Annotated in this window: 13 protein-coding genes; 4 read left to right on the plus strand and 9 right to left on the minus strand. The window is 63.5% G+C overall.

Translation table 11 applies throughout. The features are described from left to right. Positions 1–208 precede the first annotated feature (208 nt). From NKJ23_RS28165 to NKJ23_RS28190, 6 genes are all read right to left on the minus strand, one after another. On the minus strand, positions 209–1,207 hold the full coding sequence (locus NKJ23_RS28165) for an ABC transporter ATP-binding protein (protein WP_352527632.1): 999 nt from the start codon (positions 1,205–1,207) through the stop codon (positions 209–211). A gap of 15 nt (positions 1,208–1,222) precedes the next feature. Continuing rightward, positions 1,223–2,284: a Gfo/Idh/MocA family protein gene (locus tag NKJ23_RS28170; RefSeq protein WP_352683868.1), complete on the minus strand. Its 1,062-nt coding sequence runs from the start codon at positions 2,282–2,284 to the stop codon at positions 1,223–1,225. Beyond that, positions 2,281–3,120, minus strand: coding sequence for a carbohydrate ABC transporter permease (locus tag NKJ23_RS28175; RefSeq protein WP_352683870.1), 840 nt, complete (start codon positions 3,118–3,120; stop codon positions 2,281–2,283). Before NKJ23_RS28175 ends, NKJ23_RS28170 begins: the two co-directional genes overlap by 4 nt. A gap of 8 nt (positions 3,121–3,128) precedes the next feature. Further along, positions 3,129–4,052, minus strand: coding sequence for a carbohydrate ABC transporter permease (locus NKJ23_RS28180; protein WP_352575248.1), 924 nt, complete (start codon positions 4,050–4,052; stop codon positions 3,129–3,131). A 240-nt stretch (positions 4,053–4,292) separates the two neighbouring features. Beyond that, the gene (locus NKJ23_RS28185; RefSeq protein ID WP_023679841.1) at positions 4,293–5,552 is read right to left on the minus strand and encodes an ABC transporter substrate-binding protein; all 1,260 of its coding nucleotides are present in this window, start codon (positions 5,550–5,552) and stop codon (positions 4,293–4,295) included. Positions 5,553–5,554: 2 nt separating this feature from the next. Next, positions 5,555–6,514 carry an N-acetylmuramic acid 6-phosphate etherase gene (locus tag NKJ23_RS28190; RefSeq protein ID WP_352683872.1) on the minus strand — a complete coding sequence of 320 codons (960 nt, stop codon included), beginning with the start codon at positions 6,512–6,514 and terminating at the stop codon, positions 5,555–5,557. Between the two features lie 199 nt (positions 6,515–6,713). On the opposite strand from NKJ23_RS28190, the gene NKJ23_RS28195 reads away from it, so the two are divergent. Genes NKJ23_RS28195 through nagA form a run of 4 tightly spaced genes read left to right on the plus strand, consistent with a single transcriptional unit; the run spans position 6,714 to position 10,571 of the window. After that, complete coding sequence (locus NKJ23_RS28195) at positions 6,714–7,595, plus strand: glucosamine kinase nucleotide-binding domain-containing protein (RefSeq protein WP_352683874.1); 882 nt, start codon at positions 6,714–6,716, stop codon at positions 7,593–7,595. Beyond that, entirely contained in the window at positions 7,592–8,374 is a 783-nt protein-coding gene (locus NKJ23_RS28200) for a GntR family transcriptional regulator (RefSeq protein ID WP_352491133.1), read from the plus strand. Before NKJ23_RS28195 ends, NKJ23_RS28200 begins: the two co-directional genes overlap by 4 nt. Beyond that, positions 8,371–9,402 carry an SIS domain-containing protein gene (locus NKJ23_RS28205; RefSeq protein ID WP_352683876.1) on the plus strand — a complete coding sequence of 344 codons (1,032 nt, stop codon included), beginning with the start codon at positions 8,371–8,373 and terminating at the stop codon, positions 9,400–9,402. Before NKJ23_RS28200 ends, NKJ23_RS28205 begins: the two co-directional genes overlap by 4 nt. Then, the gene (gene nagA / locus NKJ23_RS28210) at positions 9,399–10,571 is read left to right on the plus strand and encodes an N-acetylglucosamine-6-phosphate deacetylase (RefSeq protein WP_352683878.1); all 1,173 of its coding nucleotides are present in this window, start codon (positions 9,399–9,401) and stop codon (positions 10,569–10,571) included. Before NKJ23_RS28205 ends, nagA begins: the two co-directional genes overlap by 4 nt. 2 nt (positions 10,572–10,573) lie before the next feature. Here nagA and NKJ23_RS28215 read toward each other — a convergent pair whose 3' ends face one another. From NKJ23_RS28215 to NKJ23_RS28225, 3 genes are all read right to left on the minus strand, one after another. Continuing rightward, positions 10,574–12,097: a malonate--CoA ligase gene (locus NKJ23_RS28215; RefSeq protein WP_352683880.1), complete on the minus strand. Its 1,524-nt coding sequence runs from the start codon at positions 12,095–12,097 to the stop codon at positions 10,574–10,576. Positions 12,098–12,137: 40 nt separating this feature from the next. After that, positions 12,138–12,815 (minus strand): ribulose-phosphate 3-epimerase, encoded by a 678-nt coding sequence (gene rpe, locus NKJ23_RS28220; protein ID WP_352588897.1) that lies wholly within the window; start codon positions 12,813–12,815, stop codon positions 12,138–12,140. Positions 12,816–13,004: 189 nt separating this feature from the next. Then, positions 13,005–14,960: a hypothetical protein gene (locus NKJ23_RS28225; protein ID WP_352683882.1), complete on the minus strand. Its 1,956-nt coding sequence runs from the start codon at positions 14,958–14,960 to the stop codon at positions 13,005–13,007. Between the last annotated feature and the right edge of the window lie 104 nt (positions 14,961–15,064).

A 15,064-nucleotide genomic window follows, 5' to 3' on the forward strand; every position in this document is an offset into this window, starting at 1 on the left:
GCTCTTCCTTCTCCCCTTGTGGGAGAAGGTGGATCGGCGCGCAGCGCCGAGACGGATGAGGGGTGCTGGAAGAAACGCGACGAGAAAACATCGAAGGATTTCCGTCGCTTACGCCTTCAGCGTAGCGATCCGTCCAACACCCCTCATCCGACCGAGCTTCGCTCGGCCACCTTCTCCCACAAGGGGAGAAGGGGAGTCGGCGCCTGCGCTACTTCAGCACCTTCCCATCGGCTCCAAACCGGTATGTCTTTGCCGGATCCGGCGTCGCGTAGAGCGTGGCACCCGGTTCGGCGTTATAGACGCCGAAGATGCGCACTGTGATCAAGCCGGCCTTCTCGCAGTCGAGATAGAGATTGGTGTCGGCGCCAAGATGCTCGGCATGGACAACCGTGCCTTTCCAGGCACCGGATTTCGGATCGACGGTCAGGTGCTCGGGACGGACACCGATGGTCTTGGCCGTCTCGCCAAGCCTGGCCCCGTCGACGAAATTCATCTTCGGTGAGCCGATGAAGCCGGCGACGAATTCGTTTGCCGGCGAATTGTAAAGCTCCATCGGTCCGCCGATCTGCTCGATCTTTCCCGCGTTCAGCACGACGATCTTGTCGGCCAGTGTCATCGCCTCGACCTGGTCGTGGGTGACATAGATCATCGTGGCCTTCAGCCGACGGTGCAATTGCGCGATCTCCAGCCTGGTGTTGACGCGCAGTGCGGCGTCGAGGTTCGACAGCGGCTCGTCGAACAGAAACAGCTTGGGCTCACGCACCACGGCGCGGCCGATGGCGACGCGCTGGCGCTGGCCGCCGGACAACTCGGCCGGCCGCCTCGAGAGATAGGGCTCCAGCGACAGCATCGAGGAAGCGATGCCGATGCGGCGGTCGATCTCGGCCGCCGGCGTGCCCGCCTGCTTGAGGCCGAGGCCCATATTGTTCTTCACCGTCAGATGCGGATAGAGCGCATAGGTCTGGAACACCATGGCGATACCGCGCTTGGCCGGCGGCGTGGCGGATACGTCCGCCCCGTCGATGACCACGCGGCCGGAGGTCGAGTCCTCCAGCCCGGCAATGACCCTGAGCAGCGTCGACTTTCCGCAGCCGGATGGACCGACGAAGACGACGAACTCGCCATCCGTCACCTCGAGGTTGATGCCCTTCAGCACCTCGACCGGCCCGAAGGCCTTTTTCACGTTCTCGATGTTCAGCGAGCCCACGGCTTCGTCCCTGTTCTAGAGTTTCACGGCGAGGCCGCTGCGCACGCTCTCGTCTGCGGCAAGGCAGACGGCGAGCGACTTCACCGCGTCGTCCATGTGGCGGGTCAAGTCCAGTTCCTCGCGGATCGCCTTCAGCACAAACGCCTGTTCCAGGTCGCAGAGGTCCTGATGGCCGGGCTCGCCTTGCATCGACAGCATTTCGTCCGGTTTGGCGAACTTGCCGTCCGCGCCGGTCGCCGCACTGTGCAGGCGGATGGTCGAGGTCTTGGTGTGGGTGTCGATGTCGTCGGACCTGACGCCCTCTTTCATGACGATCGACACGCAGCCATTGGGCGAGATCACGTCTTTCACGAAGAAAGCCGTCTCCGAAATCATCGGCCCCCAGCCGGCCTCGTACCAGCCGACCGAACCGTCGTCGAACAGCACCTGCAGATGACCGTAATTGTACATTGACGGCGCGATCTCGTCGCTCAGCCGTAGCCCCATGCCGCGCACCTCGACTGGTCTGGCGTCGGTGATCTGCAGCATCACGTCGAGATAATGCACGCCGCAGTCGACGATCGGCGACGTCGTCTGCATCAGCTGCTTGTGCGTCTCCCAGGTATGTCCGGAGGATTGCTGGTTGAGATTCATGCGGAACACGTAAGGGCCGCCGAGCTTGCGCGCCTCGGCAATCAGCCTGATCCAGGACGGGTGATGGCGCAGGATGTAGCCGATCACCAGTTTTTTGCCGTTGGCCTTGGCGGCGGCGACGACGCGTTCTGCATCGGCGACCGTCGTTGCCAGCGGCTTTTCGAGGAAGACGTGGCAGCCGGCCTCGAACGCCTTGACGGCATAGTCAGCATGGCTGTCGGAATAGGTGGCGATGCAGGCGACGTCGGGCCGTTCGTCACGCAGCGCCTCGTCGAAGGAGCGCCTGATGCCGTAGCTCGAAAGCCCTTCCGGCAGCGGCACATCGGAGCGGTTGACCAGCGCGGCGATCTGGAATCCCGGATTGGTGTGATACGCCAGCGCATGGCTGCGCCCCATGTTGCCGAGGCCGGCGATGACAACGCGAAGAGGTTGTTGCGAACTCACTTGACCGCCCCCGAAGTGATGCCGCGGATCAGCTGCCGCGAGAAGATGACGTAGAGGATCAGCACCGGCATGATCGCCAGCGACAGTGCCGCCAGGATGGCGTTCCAGTTGGTGACGAACTGGCCGAGGAACAGCTGGGCGCCGAGCGTCACCGTCTTGGTCTCCTCCGACGGCGCCAGGATCAGCGGGAACCACAGATCGTTCCAGATCGGGATCATGGTGAAGACCGCGACCGTCGCCATCGATGGTCGCACCAGCGGCAGCACCAGGCGAAAGAAGATGGTGTATTCCGAGAGACCGTCGATGCGCCCGGCGTTCTTCAGATCGTCGGAGACCTGCTTCATGAATTCCGAGAGGATGAAGACGGCAAGCGGCAGGCCTTGCGCCGTATAGACCAGGATCAGCGCCGTCAGCGTGTTGACTAGCCCGCTCGCCACCATCAATTGCAGGATGGCGACGGTGGCAAGGCGGATCGGGATCATGATGCCGAGCGCCAGATAGAGCCCCATCAGCGAATTGCCGCGGAAGCGGTATTCCGACAGCGAGAAAGCCGCCATGGCGCCGAACAAAAGCACGAAGAACAGCGAGGCGACGGTGACGACAAGGCTGTTCTGGAAATAGTGGATGAAATCGCCCTGGCCGATCACCGTGGTGTAGCCGATCAGGTCGAAGGTCCCTGGCGTCGGCGGCGCCAGCGGCGCACCGAAGATGGCGGCGCGCGACTTGAATGAGTTGACGATGACGATGATTACCGGAAACAGCGCGATCGCCGTGTAGGTCAGAAGGATCGCATGCGCGCCAATGGTGCGGGGCAGCGAGCGGGTTGCCGTGCTCATGTCACGCCTCAGAACTGGTAGCGACGCAGGCGCGTCTGCACGAGGAACAGGTAGACGCAGACGCCGCCCAGGATGATCAGGAACATCATCGTGGCGATTGCCGCGCCCATGTTGGGATCACCGATCTGCAACTGGAAGCCGAAGAAGGCGCGGTAGAGGAAGGTGCCGAGGATATCGGTTGAATAGTTCGGTCCGGCGAGCGCCCCTTGCGCGGTGTAGATCAGGTCGAACGCGTTGAAATTACCGACGAAGGTCAGGATCGAGATGATGCCTATCGACGGCAGGATCAGCGGCAGCTTGATCTTCCAGAACTGCGACATGCCGGTAATGCCGTCGCATTCGGCGGCCTCGATCACCTCTTCGGGGATGGACAGCAATGCCGCATAGATCAGCATCATCGGGATGCCGACGAACTGCCAGACCGAGATCAGGCTGAGTGTGGTCAGCGCGTACTGCTCCTTGCCCAACCAGGGCGTGAACAGGCTCTTGAGGCCGACCAGATCGAGCAGATGCGGCGCCACGCCCCACAGCGGCGACAGGATCAGCTTCCAGGCGAAGCCGACAATGACGAAGGACAGGATCGTCGGCACGAAGATCGCCGTTCGGTAGAAGGCGGAGAATCTCAGCCGCGGGCTCGACAGCAGCGCCGCCAAAAGGACGCCGATCGGATTCTGCACCAGCATGTGGATGATGAAGAACCAGACATTGTTCCGGAGAGCATTCCAGAAGCCCACCGACCAGTTAGGATCACCGAACAGCGTGCGGAAGTTTGCCAGTCCCACGAAGACTTGGGACTGGTCTATGTTGCGGAACAAGGAGAGCTGCAGCGTCCCGGCCAGCGGCAGGATCATGATTGCCGTGTAGACCAGCACTGCCGGCGCCAGAAAGACGCCGATGTGCCAGCGGAACGGTCTTTTCGGTGTTGCGGCCATGAGTTCGGTCCCGCCGATCAGGTTCTTGCAATTGCCGTCAAAGGGCGCGGCGCCTCCCTCCCCCTCGAGGGGAGGGTGCCTCGCAAAGCGAGGCGGGTGGGGTCGGCAGAGGCAGCGCGCCATCGTCGTTCGACCGTGCTTTCCAGCAGCGATCAAGCCGCAGCCTGCCTCGACCGACCCCCTCTGTCGCCTTCAGCGACATCTCCCCCTCGAGGGGGGAGACAACGCTTCGCCGCACTCTTACTTCGCCGGCTTGTACCAGCTGTCGAGGCCGTCCTGCAGCTTCTTGGCGGCAGCTTCCGGCGTGTCGGTGCCGTTGATGACGTTGGCCGATTCAACCCATGTCTCGTTTTCGAGGTTCGGCGTACCGCGGCCCAGGATCTGGTAAGTCGAGCGGATCGTCGACTTGCACTTGTCGCGCCAGGAGACGAATTCCTGCGCCAGCGGGTCTTCCATCTTCACCGGCGTGTTGTTCAGGCTGAAGAAGCCCGGCAGCGCGTTGGCATAGATGGTGGCAAAATCAGGCGAGGCGACCCAGGACAGGAAGGTCTTGGCCGCGTCGGCGTTCTTGGACGCCGCATTGAGGCCCATGCCGATGTCGGTGTGGTCGGAGATGTAACAGGTGTCGCCGGCCTTCTGCACCGGCGGCGGGAAGGCGCCCATCTTGAACTGCGCCTGCGTGTTGAACAGGCCGATCTCCCACGAGCCGGCCGGGTAGATGGCGGCGCGGCCGAGCGTGAACAGGTTCTGGCTGTCCGGATAGGTCTGCGCCTCGAAACCGTCGCCAAGATAGGGCTTCCACTTGGCAAGCTCGGCATAAGGTGCGACCCACTGAGGGTCGGTCAGCTTCTGCTCGCCCTTGATCAGTGCGGCGCGGCCTTCCTCGCCCTTCCAGTAGTTCGGGCCGATGTTCTGGTAGCCCATGGTCGCGGCTTCCCAGAGGTCCTTGGTGCCCATCGCCATCGGGATGTAGGTGCCGTCGGCCTTGATCTTGTCGAGCGCGGCGAAGAATTCGTCGCGCGTCTCCGGCACCTTGATGCCGAGCTTGTCGAAGGCGTCCTTGTTGTAGATGAAGCCATGGATGACCGAGGCCATCGGCACGCAGAATGTCGCCTTGCCGTCGTCGGTCTGCCAGGCCGACTTGGCCACCGGGGAGAAGTTCTCCATGCCCGGCAGCGCCGACAGATCGGCGAGGTTGCCCTTCTTGAAGAGTTCCAGCGACTTGTCGAACGGGCGGCAGGTGATCAGGTCGCCCGCCGAGCCGGCGGCGAGCTTGGCGCCGAGGGCGGCGTCATATTCGGTTGGCGCCGACGGCGCGAACACCACCTTGATGCCCGGGTTCTTGGCTTCGAAGGCCGGGATCAGCTTGTCCTTCCAGATGGCAAGGTCGTCGCCGCGCCAGCTTTCGATGTTGAGCGTTACGTCGTCGGCATAAGCCACCCCGGCGGAGCCGAGAATGCTGGTGCCGAGAAGAAGTGCCGTCAGTAGCTTCGTTGTCATGCTCAGTCTCCCTGTTGACCTTTTTCAGGTTCGGTTTTGATGAGAACAGAGGCATTGCGCCCCTTGCTCCCCTCGATCGCGGAAAGGGCCGGCCGCAGCTTGTGGCCGGTCCCTTCCAATATCTTCTCGGCTGCATCGGCGCTGGCGGCGCCGGCGGCGAGCAGAATAGCGGTCTTGACGACGCCGCCGCTCCTTTCGAGCAGGCGCGCCGCCTCGTCCTTGTCGCGCCCGCTGACGGCGGCAACGATGCGTGCGGCGCGGTCGCGCAGCTTGATGTTGTCGGCCATGAGGTTGACCATGTAGCCGTCATGGACATGGCCGAGATGGATGGCGGCGAGCGTCGACAGCATGTTGAGCGCGACCTTCTGGGCGGTGCCTGCGCCCATGCGCGTTGAGCCGGCAATCAGCTCCGGCGGCGTTTCGAGCAGGATGGCGATGTCGGCCAGCCGCAACAGCGGCGCATCCCTGTTGTTGGCGATGGCAATGGTCGCCGCACCGCGGCGCCTGGCGTCCTCGATCGCCCTGACTGCATAAGGTGTCGAGCCGCTGGCCGAGACAGCGATCAGGCAGTCGCCCTTGCCGATGCGGGCGGCGGCAACTGCTGCCGAAGCTTCCTCGGTGTCGTCCTCCGGCCCGCCGGCCAGTGTCTTGAAGGCCTCGTCGCCGCCGGCGATCAGGATGGCGATGCGGTCGCGCTGGATGCCGAAAGTGCCCGGCAGCTCAAGCGCATCGGCCAGTGCCATCAGGCCCGAACTGCCGGCAGCCGCATAGGCGAGCTTGCCGCCGCTTTTCAGTCTGCTTGCGATGATTTCGGCTGCCGTGGCAATGGCAGGAATGGCGCCGTGCACAGCCTTGGCGGCCTCGATCTGTGCGTTGGCCAACGAGGAAAGGACGGCTTCCGGGGCCTGGATATCCAGTCCTTCGGCATTCTGGTGAAGCGCTTCGGTGCGCGTTTCGGCCATCCGCTTTCCTCCAATCGAGAAAACCATACCAAAAAAATACCACTTGTCCACACGCATTAATGAAATCCTTGCGGCGGTGCAGGCTTGCGAACGAAATTGGCTGATTTTCCGACAAACTACGCCTTAACTTTTTTGAAACGGAAATTAATCCTTGGCTATTGGTATTTTATTGGTATTATCCGCCCGGAGGAGAAATCGCGTGAAATTCGTGCTCGGCATCGATGGCGGCGGCACCAGCTGCAGGGCGGCCCTTGCAACGGCCGACGGCAGCGTCCTCGGCCGCGCCAAAAGCGGTGCCGCCAACATCCGAACCGATCTCACCGGCGCCAGGACGAACATCGTCGACGCAGCGCAGCAGGCCTTTGTCGCCGCGGGCAGGGACCCCGCACTGATCCCGCAAACTCCGGCCGTTCTCGGTCTTGCCGGCGCCAATGTCGGCACCTACCGGCAGCAGCTTGAAGCGATCCTGCCGTTTCGCATCAGCCGTGTCGAGACCGACGCCGAGATCGCGCTGGAAGGCGCGGTTGGCTCCGGCGACGGCGCCATGGCCATACTCGGCACCGGCACCGCCTATATGGCACGCAAACAAGGCAAGTCGCGCGCCATCGGCGGCTGGGGGTTCCAGGTCGGCGACCAGGGCAGCGGCGCCCGTATCGGCCGCGACCTGCTCGAGCAGACGCTGCTCGCCTATGACGGCATCCGCCAGGGATCGCCGCTGACGCAGACCATGCTCGCCATTTTCCGCAACAATCCCGAGGATGTGGTCGAATTCACCACCAACGCCAAGCCCGGCGATTTCGGCGGCTTCGCGCCCAAGGTGTTCGAGCATGCCGAAAAAGGCGACGCCGTCGCTATCTGGATCCTCGACAAGGCGGTCGCCGATGTCGAGGCAGCGCTTGGCGTGCTCGACCTCGACGGCGACGATCCGCTCTGCCTGCTCGGCGGGCTGGCGCCGCTTTACGCGCCGCGCCTGTCGGCCCGCTACCGGGCGCTGCTGAAACCGCCGCTCGACGACGCGCTGGGCGGCGCGGTTCAGATGGCGGTTCGGATTTTCGCAAACACGGCGGAGGCAGCTCGATGAGTGAGGCCGCCGACCAGATATTCGCGGCGCTGAAACAATCGTCGCAGAGTGGCGCGCCGCTCTATCTGCAGCTCAGGAAGAGCATCGAGGATGCGGTCAAACGTGGGCTGATCGGACCTGGCGATGCGCTGCCTTCCGAGCGCGACATCGCTAGCAAGGCCGACATTTCGCGCGTCACCGTGCGCAAGGCGGTACAGGACCTGGTCAAGGGCGGCATCCTCGTCCAGCGCCATGGTTCCGGTACCTTCGTTGCGCCACGTATGGAGCGCGTCGAGCAGTCGCTATCGATGCTGACCTCGTTTACCGAAGACATGGCGCGGCGCGGCATGGCGGTGCGTTCGGCTTGGCTCGACCGCGGCCTCTATCCGCCGTCGCCCGACGAGATGATGGTGCTCGGCCTGGCGTCGAACGAATTGGTTGCGCGCGTGGCGCGCCTTCGTATCGCCAATGACACGCCGCTGGCGATCGAGCGCGCCTCGCTATCGACAAGCGTGCTGCCCGATCCGGCGGCGATTGGTTCGTCGCTCTACGCCGCGTTGGAAAAGACCGGCAACAGGCCGGTGCGGGCGGTGCAGCGCATTTCCGCCACCAACCTCGGCGATAGCGACGCACATCTGCTGGAAGTACCGCCGGGCATTGCCGGCCTGCACATCGAGCGTATCTCCTATCTGGCGAGCGGCAAGGTGATCGAGTTTACCCGCTCCATCTACAGGGGCGATGCCTATGATTTTGTCGCCGAACTCCGGCTGAGCGGGCCGGGCGAAGAGGGCCGGCCATGACCGCAACAACGACCCATATGCGGCGCGAGATCGAGGAGATCCCGGAGGCCACCGCCCGCCTGCTCGATGGCTCGGCCGCGGTGCTGACGGAAGCTGGACGCGGCATTCGCGAGCGCGATCCGAATTTCGTCGTCACCGTGGCGCGCGGCTCGTCCGACCATGCCGCAACCTTCATGAAATATGCCGTGGAGTTGACCGCCGGGCTGGCGGTTGCATCGGTCGGCCCGTCGATCGCCTCGATCTATGGCGCCAAGCTGAAGCTGGGCGGCTCGGCCTGCCTGGCGATCTCGCAGTCCGGCAAGAGCCCGGACATCGTTGCAATGGCGCAAGCGGCGAGGACCGGCGGTTCGCTGACCGTCGCCATCACCAACACCGCCGATTCGCCGCTGGCGCGGGCTTCGGACTACGCGATCGACATCCTGGCCGGACCGGAGCGCAGCGTCGCGGCGACGAAGACCTTCGTCAATTCAGCCGTCGCAGGACTCGCCTTGATGGCGCATTGCACCGGCGACGACAAACTCCTGGTGGCGCTCGCGCGCTTGCCGGAGCATTTTCGCAAGGCGATCGCCTGCGACTGGATGGCGCTGGCTGGGGCACTCGAGACGCCGAAATCGCTGTTCATTCTCGGCCGTGGCCCGTCGGCGGCGATCGCCAACGAGGCGGCGCTGAAATTCAAGGAAACCTGCGCCATGCATGCGGAAGCCTATAGTGCCGCCGAGGTCATGCACGGCCCGCTGGCGCTGGTCGGTCCCGGTTTCCCGGTGCTGGCTCTGGCTGCTCGCGATGCGTCCGAGCCATCGGTGGCCGATGCCGCCGACAGCCTGGCCGGCAAGGGCGCTGCCGTCTTTGTGACGTCGAACAAGGCAAAGAGCGCTCAGCGCCTGCCGCATGTCGCAACCGGTCATCCGCTGACCGACCCGCTGACGCTGATCGTGTCGTTCTATGGTTTCGTCGAGGCTTTTGCCCGCCATCGCGGCCTCGACCCCGACACGCCGCCCAATCTGCGCAAGGTAACGGAAACCCTATGAGCGACCGTTTTGCCCTGACTGGCGCCCGGATTTTCGATGGCGACGACTGGCACGACAATGCGGCGCTTGTCGTGCGCGACGGCTTCGTCGAGGCCATTGTTGCCGCCGGCGCCATTCCATCCAATGTTGCGCGTATCGAGACCGGCGGCTGCATGCTGGCGCCTGGCTTCGTCGATCTGCAGGTCAATGGCGGCGGCGGCGTCATGCTCAACGACCATCCCGACGTCGCCTCGATCGAGACCATCTGCCGGGCGCACGCACCCTTCGGCACGGCGGCGCTGTTGCCGACGCTGATCACCGACACGTCCGAGATCACCGCCGCGGCGGTTGCGGCCGGAGCCGACGCGGCACGGAGGAAGGTGCCGGGGTTCCTGGGCCTGCACCTCGAAGGGCCGCATCTGTCGATCGCCCGCAAGGGCGCACATGACCCGGCTTTGATCCGGCCGATGCTAGACTCCGACCAGACGATGCTGATCGCCGCGCGGAAAAACCTGCCCGTGCTGCTGACGACGGTGGCGCCCGAATCCGTCGAGCCCAGCCAGGTGTCGGCGCTTAGCAAGGCCGGCATTGTCGTCAGCATCGGCCATTCCGATACCGGCTATGCCACGGCTCGCGCCTTTGCCGAGGCCGGCGCAACGGTGGTCACCCATCTGTTCAATGCTATGAGCCAGATCGGTAATCGCGAGCCAGGGCTAGCGGGCGCCGCAATCGATACCGGCACATTCTATGCCGGGATCATCGCCGACGGTATCCATGTCGATCCGGCCACCATGGCCATCGCCTTGCGCGCCAAGCAGGGGCCGGGCAAGATCCTGCTCGTTACCGATGCCATGGCGACGATCGGCACCGACATGACCTCGTTCACGCTGAACGGCCGCACCATCCACCGCAAGGATGGCAGGCTGACACTTGCCGACGGCACGCTGGCGGGCGCGGATCTCGATATGATTTCCGCGGTGCGCTTCATGCACCGCGTCGTCGGCCTCGACCTCGACGAAGCCTTGCGCATGGCCTCCCTCTATCCGGCGCAGGCGGTCGGCCAGTCGCACCGGTTCGGGCGCTTCGCCAACGGTACCGCGGCCAACATCGTTTCGCTGTCGGACGATCTGGACATTAAAAGCGTCTGGATCGATGGTGCCAAGGTTTTTGCAGGCAGCCCTGCTCGTTAGGGTTAGCCGGCTTTGGACGTATAGAGGTCCTTGTAGGCTTCGCGCAGCAGGTTCTTCTGCACCTTGCCCATCGTGTTGCGCGGCAGTTCGTCGACGAAGATCACCCGTTTCGGATGCTTGTACCTGGCGAGGTGCCCGGCGATGGCCTCGACGATCCCTGCGGCGCTGATGGTCGAGCCCGGCGCCCTCACCACGACAGCGGTGACGCCTTCGCCGAAATCCGGATGGGCAACGCCGATGACAGCGCTTTCGGCGACGCCAGGCAGCGCGTCGATCTCGCTCTCGACTTCCTTTGGATAGATATTGTAGCCGCCGGAAATGATCAGGTCCTTGCCGCGGCCGACGATGTGGACATAGCCGTCGGCATCGATCAGCCCGAGATCGCCGGTGATGAAGAAACCGTCGTCACGGAATTCGGCCCTTGTCTTTTCCGGCATGCGCCAGTAGCCGCAAAAGACGTTCGGGCCCTTGACCTCGATCATGCCGACCTCGCCCCGGGCAAGTGTTTCGCCGACATCGGGATCGGCGATGCGCAGGGAGACGCCGGGCAAGGGGAAGCCAACCGTGCCGGCTCGCCGCTCTTCCTCGTATGGATTCGACGTGTTCATGTTGGTCTCGGTCATGCCGTAGCGCTCGAGGATGGCGTGGCCGGTGCGCTCTCGCCAGGCTCTGTGCGTCTCGGCCAAAAGCGGCGCCGAGCCGGAAATGAACAGGCGGATGTTTTTCGCCGCTTGCCGGTTCAAACCGTCCTGCTGCAGCAGGCGGACGTAGAATGTCGGCACGCCCATCAGCACGGTGGCGCGCGGCAGCAGCGAGACGATGCGGGCCGGGTCGAATCTGGTTTCGAACAGCATCGAAGCGCCGGCCATCAGGACGACATTGGTGGCGACGAAAAGGCCATGCGTGTGGAAAACCGGCAGCGCGTGAATCAGCACGTCTGCGGCAATGAAGCGCCAGAGGTCGACCAGCACCCGCGCATTCGAGGCGAGGTTTTCGTGGCTGAGCATGGCGCCTTTCGAACGGCCGGTGGTGCCGGAGGTGTAGAGGATCGCAGCAAGGTCGTCCGGTCCGCGCGCCACGTCGTGGAAGTCCACGGCCGCCTCAGAGGCCCGATCGGTCAACGAACCCTCGCCCTTGCTGCCGAGTGTCGCGACCGCAGCGCCCGAGGCCTGCGCCAAAGCGCCGATCTCGGTCGCTCGCGCCGGGTCGCAGACGATCAGTCGCGGCTCGGCATCCCTGAAGAAATAGTCGAGCTCGGTCAGCGTATAGGCGGTGTTGAGCGGCAGGAAGATCGCGCCGGCACGCAGGCAGGCGAGATAGAGGAAAATGGCCTCCGGGCTCTTCTCGACCTGAACGGCGACGCGGTCGCCGGCTTCGACGCCCAGCTGCGACAGCACATGTGCCAGTTGAGCGGAGCGCGCCAGCATTTCGCCATAGCTGATCGAGCGCCCGTCCTCTGCCTCCATCAAAAGGCGTCCGGGCGTGGGCATCCGGGCACGGAAAGCATCGAACAGATGGTTGCTCATAAGTCCCCCCGAGCGGCTGTCTCCGGCCGAACGGCGGCGGTCAGCCGGCCGCCTTGTCCGCCGCCGCCCTGATTGCCTCGATATTTGCCCGGTAGGCCTCGACGCTGCCGCCCTTGAAGATGGCCGCACCGGCGACCAGCACGCTGGCGCCGGCGGCGGTGACCAGGGGCGCAGTTTCCGGCGAAATGCCGCCGTCGATCTCGATCCGGATCGGCCTGTCACCGATAAGCGCCTTCACCCGCTTCACCTTGTCTACGATCGCCGGAATGAAGGCCTGGCCGCCGAAGCCCGGATTGACCGTCATGATCAGGATAAGATCGAGCCGGTCGAGCACGTATTCGATCATCGTCTCCGGTGTCGCCGGGTTGAGCGACACACCGGCCTTCTTGCCAAGGTTTTTGATCGTCTGCAGCGAGCGGTCGAGATGCGGCCCGGCTTCGGCGTGCACCGTGATGCCGTCGCACCCGGCCTCGGCGAAGGCGGTCAGATAGGGGTCGGCGGGGGCGATCATCAGATGGCAGTCGAAGAAGGCCTTGGTGCGGTTGCGGATCGCCTTGATCACCGGCGGCCCGAAGGTGATGTTGGGGACGAAATGCCCGTCCATGACGTCGAGATGGATCCAGTCGGCGCCGGCGGCCGCCACCGCCTCGACCTCGTCGCCGAGCTTCGAGAAATCGGAAGCCAGCACCGATGGCGCGATCAGGGTTTTTTGAGCCATGTCCGCTTCCCGTTGTTGAGCCCCATCGGCGTAATCATCTCGGCGCCGCTTGTCGACAGGAATCCGGCGTCAATACCGCATCCGCGCAGAAGGGGAGAAGCGGTGCGAGCCACTTCTCTCCTGTGCAGACCTTTCCTCCAGTGCAAGGACTTTCCAGGGCAAGGACTTTCCAGGGCAAGGCCTTGGATTTCAGTTCGGATGAAGCCGCGGCCTGGCCGTCCGTGGCAGGAAGAGCTTGCCGTTGCCTTGTTTCACCTTCTGCAGATCGGGCTTCTTCAGCGGCGGCTTGGGCACACAATGTCCACGCACCAGTTTTTCGGTTGCACGGCAGGCGGTGACGATCACCGGGTTCTTGACGCATGCCTTGCCGACCAAATGATAGCCGCGCTTGCAGTCGATGACGACCGGCGGCTTGCGCACGCATCTTCCGTCGATGCGCAGCTCATTGCGGTTGCACCTGTCGGCGATCACCGGATTCCTTACGCATTTCAGGCTGACCTGATGGTAGCCGGGCAGGCAATGGATGCTGATGCCAATGCACTTGCCATTGACGAGCTTTTCGGTGCTGCGGCACGCGCCCACGAGCGGCCTGTCGATGCATTTGCCGTGGATCAGCTTCTGGCTGGGCAGACATTTACGGCCGGGATCGACGACGACCGGAGGCAGCTTGGGCTGATCGGAATCCGGACGGGTGGTCGAGACGAGATCGTTGGCCTTCGGATCGAAGGTGCGCTTTATGCAGGTGAAATCCTCCGTATCCGTATCGACGGTCGCGATTGAACCGTTCTGCTTGATTTCCTGCAGGGTGCATTGGATCGAGCGCGTCCTGACGATGCTGAGATCGTGCGCGGCGCTCGCCTTGAACACACCGCCATTGTTGAAGGCCGCAGTCGTGCCGGTAAAGAAGGCACCATTCGAGCAACTGATGCGGTAGTGAAACGCGCCCGGCGCATCGCGCTCGACTTCGAACGCCACCTGCCCCTTGCGCGGGCAGAGTTTCTTGAGGCCGGCGCTGTCGGACACGGTGACCTCGCCCTGCCAGTCCGAATGAACCGGCGGGTTGACGGGGTTGTCCTGCGGTGAATCGGTGAAGCCGCCGCCGCCGGCACTCGTGCAATGGACGGTGATGTCCTTCCAGCCGTCGAAGGGCTCGAACGGGCCGTTGCCGACAATCTCGGCCTTGTATTGGAAATAGGCGGTGGCGCCGACATCCTCCCATTTTTCATAAAGCGCGAAATAGCCGTTCTTCGCTGCATCGTACGAAGCCCATGCCTGCTGCACCTCGGAGGTGATCGGCCCACCGTCCTTCTGGCGCCAGATGCGCATCGTAACCGGCCCGGCCTGGTTGGCTTGCGCCCGGCTGGTGACCCTGAGCGAAGGGCAAACAGTGCCAGGCGCGGAGCCTGGCTGATTGGACTGGTATGTCGTCAAGAACAGCTTGACGTCATTCACGTCGAACTCGCCGAAATCGGTGGCGATGTCCTGGACCTTTGGCTTGATGACGGCATCGCAGACGATCTGGACGTCGAACGAGCCATGCTCGGCATAGTGCGATCCGTACAGCGGATGCGGCCAGCTGCCGCCCTGTACTTCGCTGACCGCATTGTCCATGTCGAGAGCGGTGTCGGTGGCTGCCGAGAAACTGGCGTGGAATGTGTGCGTGAATGAATAGGATTTGGTCGGGCCGTCGGCCTGGAGGTGCTGGTTGCACTTGGCGGCGATCTCATCGCCATCGGGTACGACGGCGATGCCGGTATTCGACGACAGCGGGATGATGGAGGGATCAAAGGAGAAATTTTCCTGGTGGTCGTAGTCGCGACCAAGCGGCGAAGCACTCCAGATCGGCGGGAACGCCTGGCACTGGCCTGGTCCGCAGACACCAAGCGATACGGCGACATCCTGCACATAACCCGGCCACCAGAGATCGAGCTTCATGTGGCCCCAGAACTGGACGTTGCCGCTTTTCAGCGTGTCCCATTTCTGCTTGTCGCTCGAGCCGACATGGATTGTCGTGTTGGCGCTTTCCGTATGGAATGACATCGATTTTATGTTCGCCTGCTTGGCGAAGGCGGGCGTGCCTGCAAGCGAGGCTGCGATCAATGCAGTGGTCGCCACAGTTCGGAAAAGACGTTTGGCTGAAGGCATTTCTCTCTCCTGATGGGTTGATGGGGTCCTTCAGGAGTTTGTCGCTGCTGACTGCCGTAAGGTTCATGCAAGCCGCCGAAATACGGCGCCGCCAAAGAAAGAAC

Source organism: Mesorhizobium sp. M0184, from assembly GCF_040322215.1.
Lineage (GTDB): Bacteria > Pseudomonadota > Alphaproteobacteria > Rhizobiales > Rhizobiaceae > Mesorhizobium.

Excerpts from the sequence above, each read along its gene's own strand:
- NKJ23_RS28175 (WP_352683870.1), bottom strand. The coding sequence starts at position 3,120 with ATGAGCACGGCAACCCGCTCGCTGCCCCGCACCATTGGCGCGCATGCG.
- NKJ23_RS28180 (WP_352575248.1), bottom strand. The coding sequence starts at position 4,052 with ATGGCCGCAACACCGAAAAGACCGTTCCGCTGGCACATCGGCGTCTTT.
- NKJ23_RS28185 (WP_023679841.1), bottom strand. The coding sequence starts at position 5,552 with ATGACAACGAAGCTACTGACGGCACTTCTTCTCGGCACCAGCATTCTC.
- NKJ23_RS28190 (WP_352683872.1), bottom strand. The coding sequence starts at position 6,514 with ATGGCCGAAACGCGCACCGAAGCGCTTCACCAGAATGCCGAAGGACTG.
- NKJ23_RS28200 (WP_352491133.1), top strand. The coding sequence starts at position 7,592 with ATGAGTGAGGCCGCCGACCAGATATTCGCGGCGCTGAAACAATCGTCG.
- NKJ23_RS28205 (WP_352683876.1), top strand. The coding sequence starts at position 8,371 with ATGACCGCAACAACGACCCATATGCGGCGCGAGATCGAGGAGATCCCG.
- nagA (WP_352683878.1), top strand. The coding sequence starts at position 9,399 with ATGAGCGACCGTTTTGCCCTGACTGGCGCCCGGATTTTCGATGGCGAC.
- NKJ23_RS28215 (WP_352683880.1), bottom strand. The coding sequence starts at position 12,097 with ATGAGCAACCATCTGTTCGATGCTTTCCGTGCCCGGATGCCCACGCCC.
- rpe (WP_352588897.1), bottom strand. The coding sequence starts at position 12,815 with ATGGCTCAAAAAACCCTGATCGCGCCATCGGTGCTGGCTTCCGATTTC.
- NKJ23_RS28225 (WP_352683882.1), bottom strand. The coding sequence starts at position 14,960 with ATGCCTTCAGCCAAACGTCTTTTCCGAACTGTGGCGACCACTGCATTG.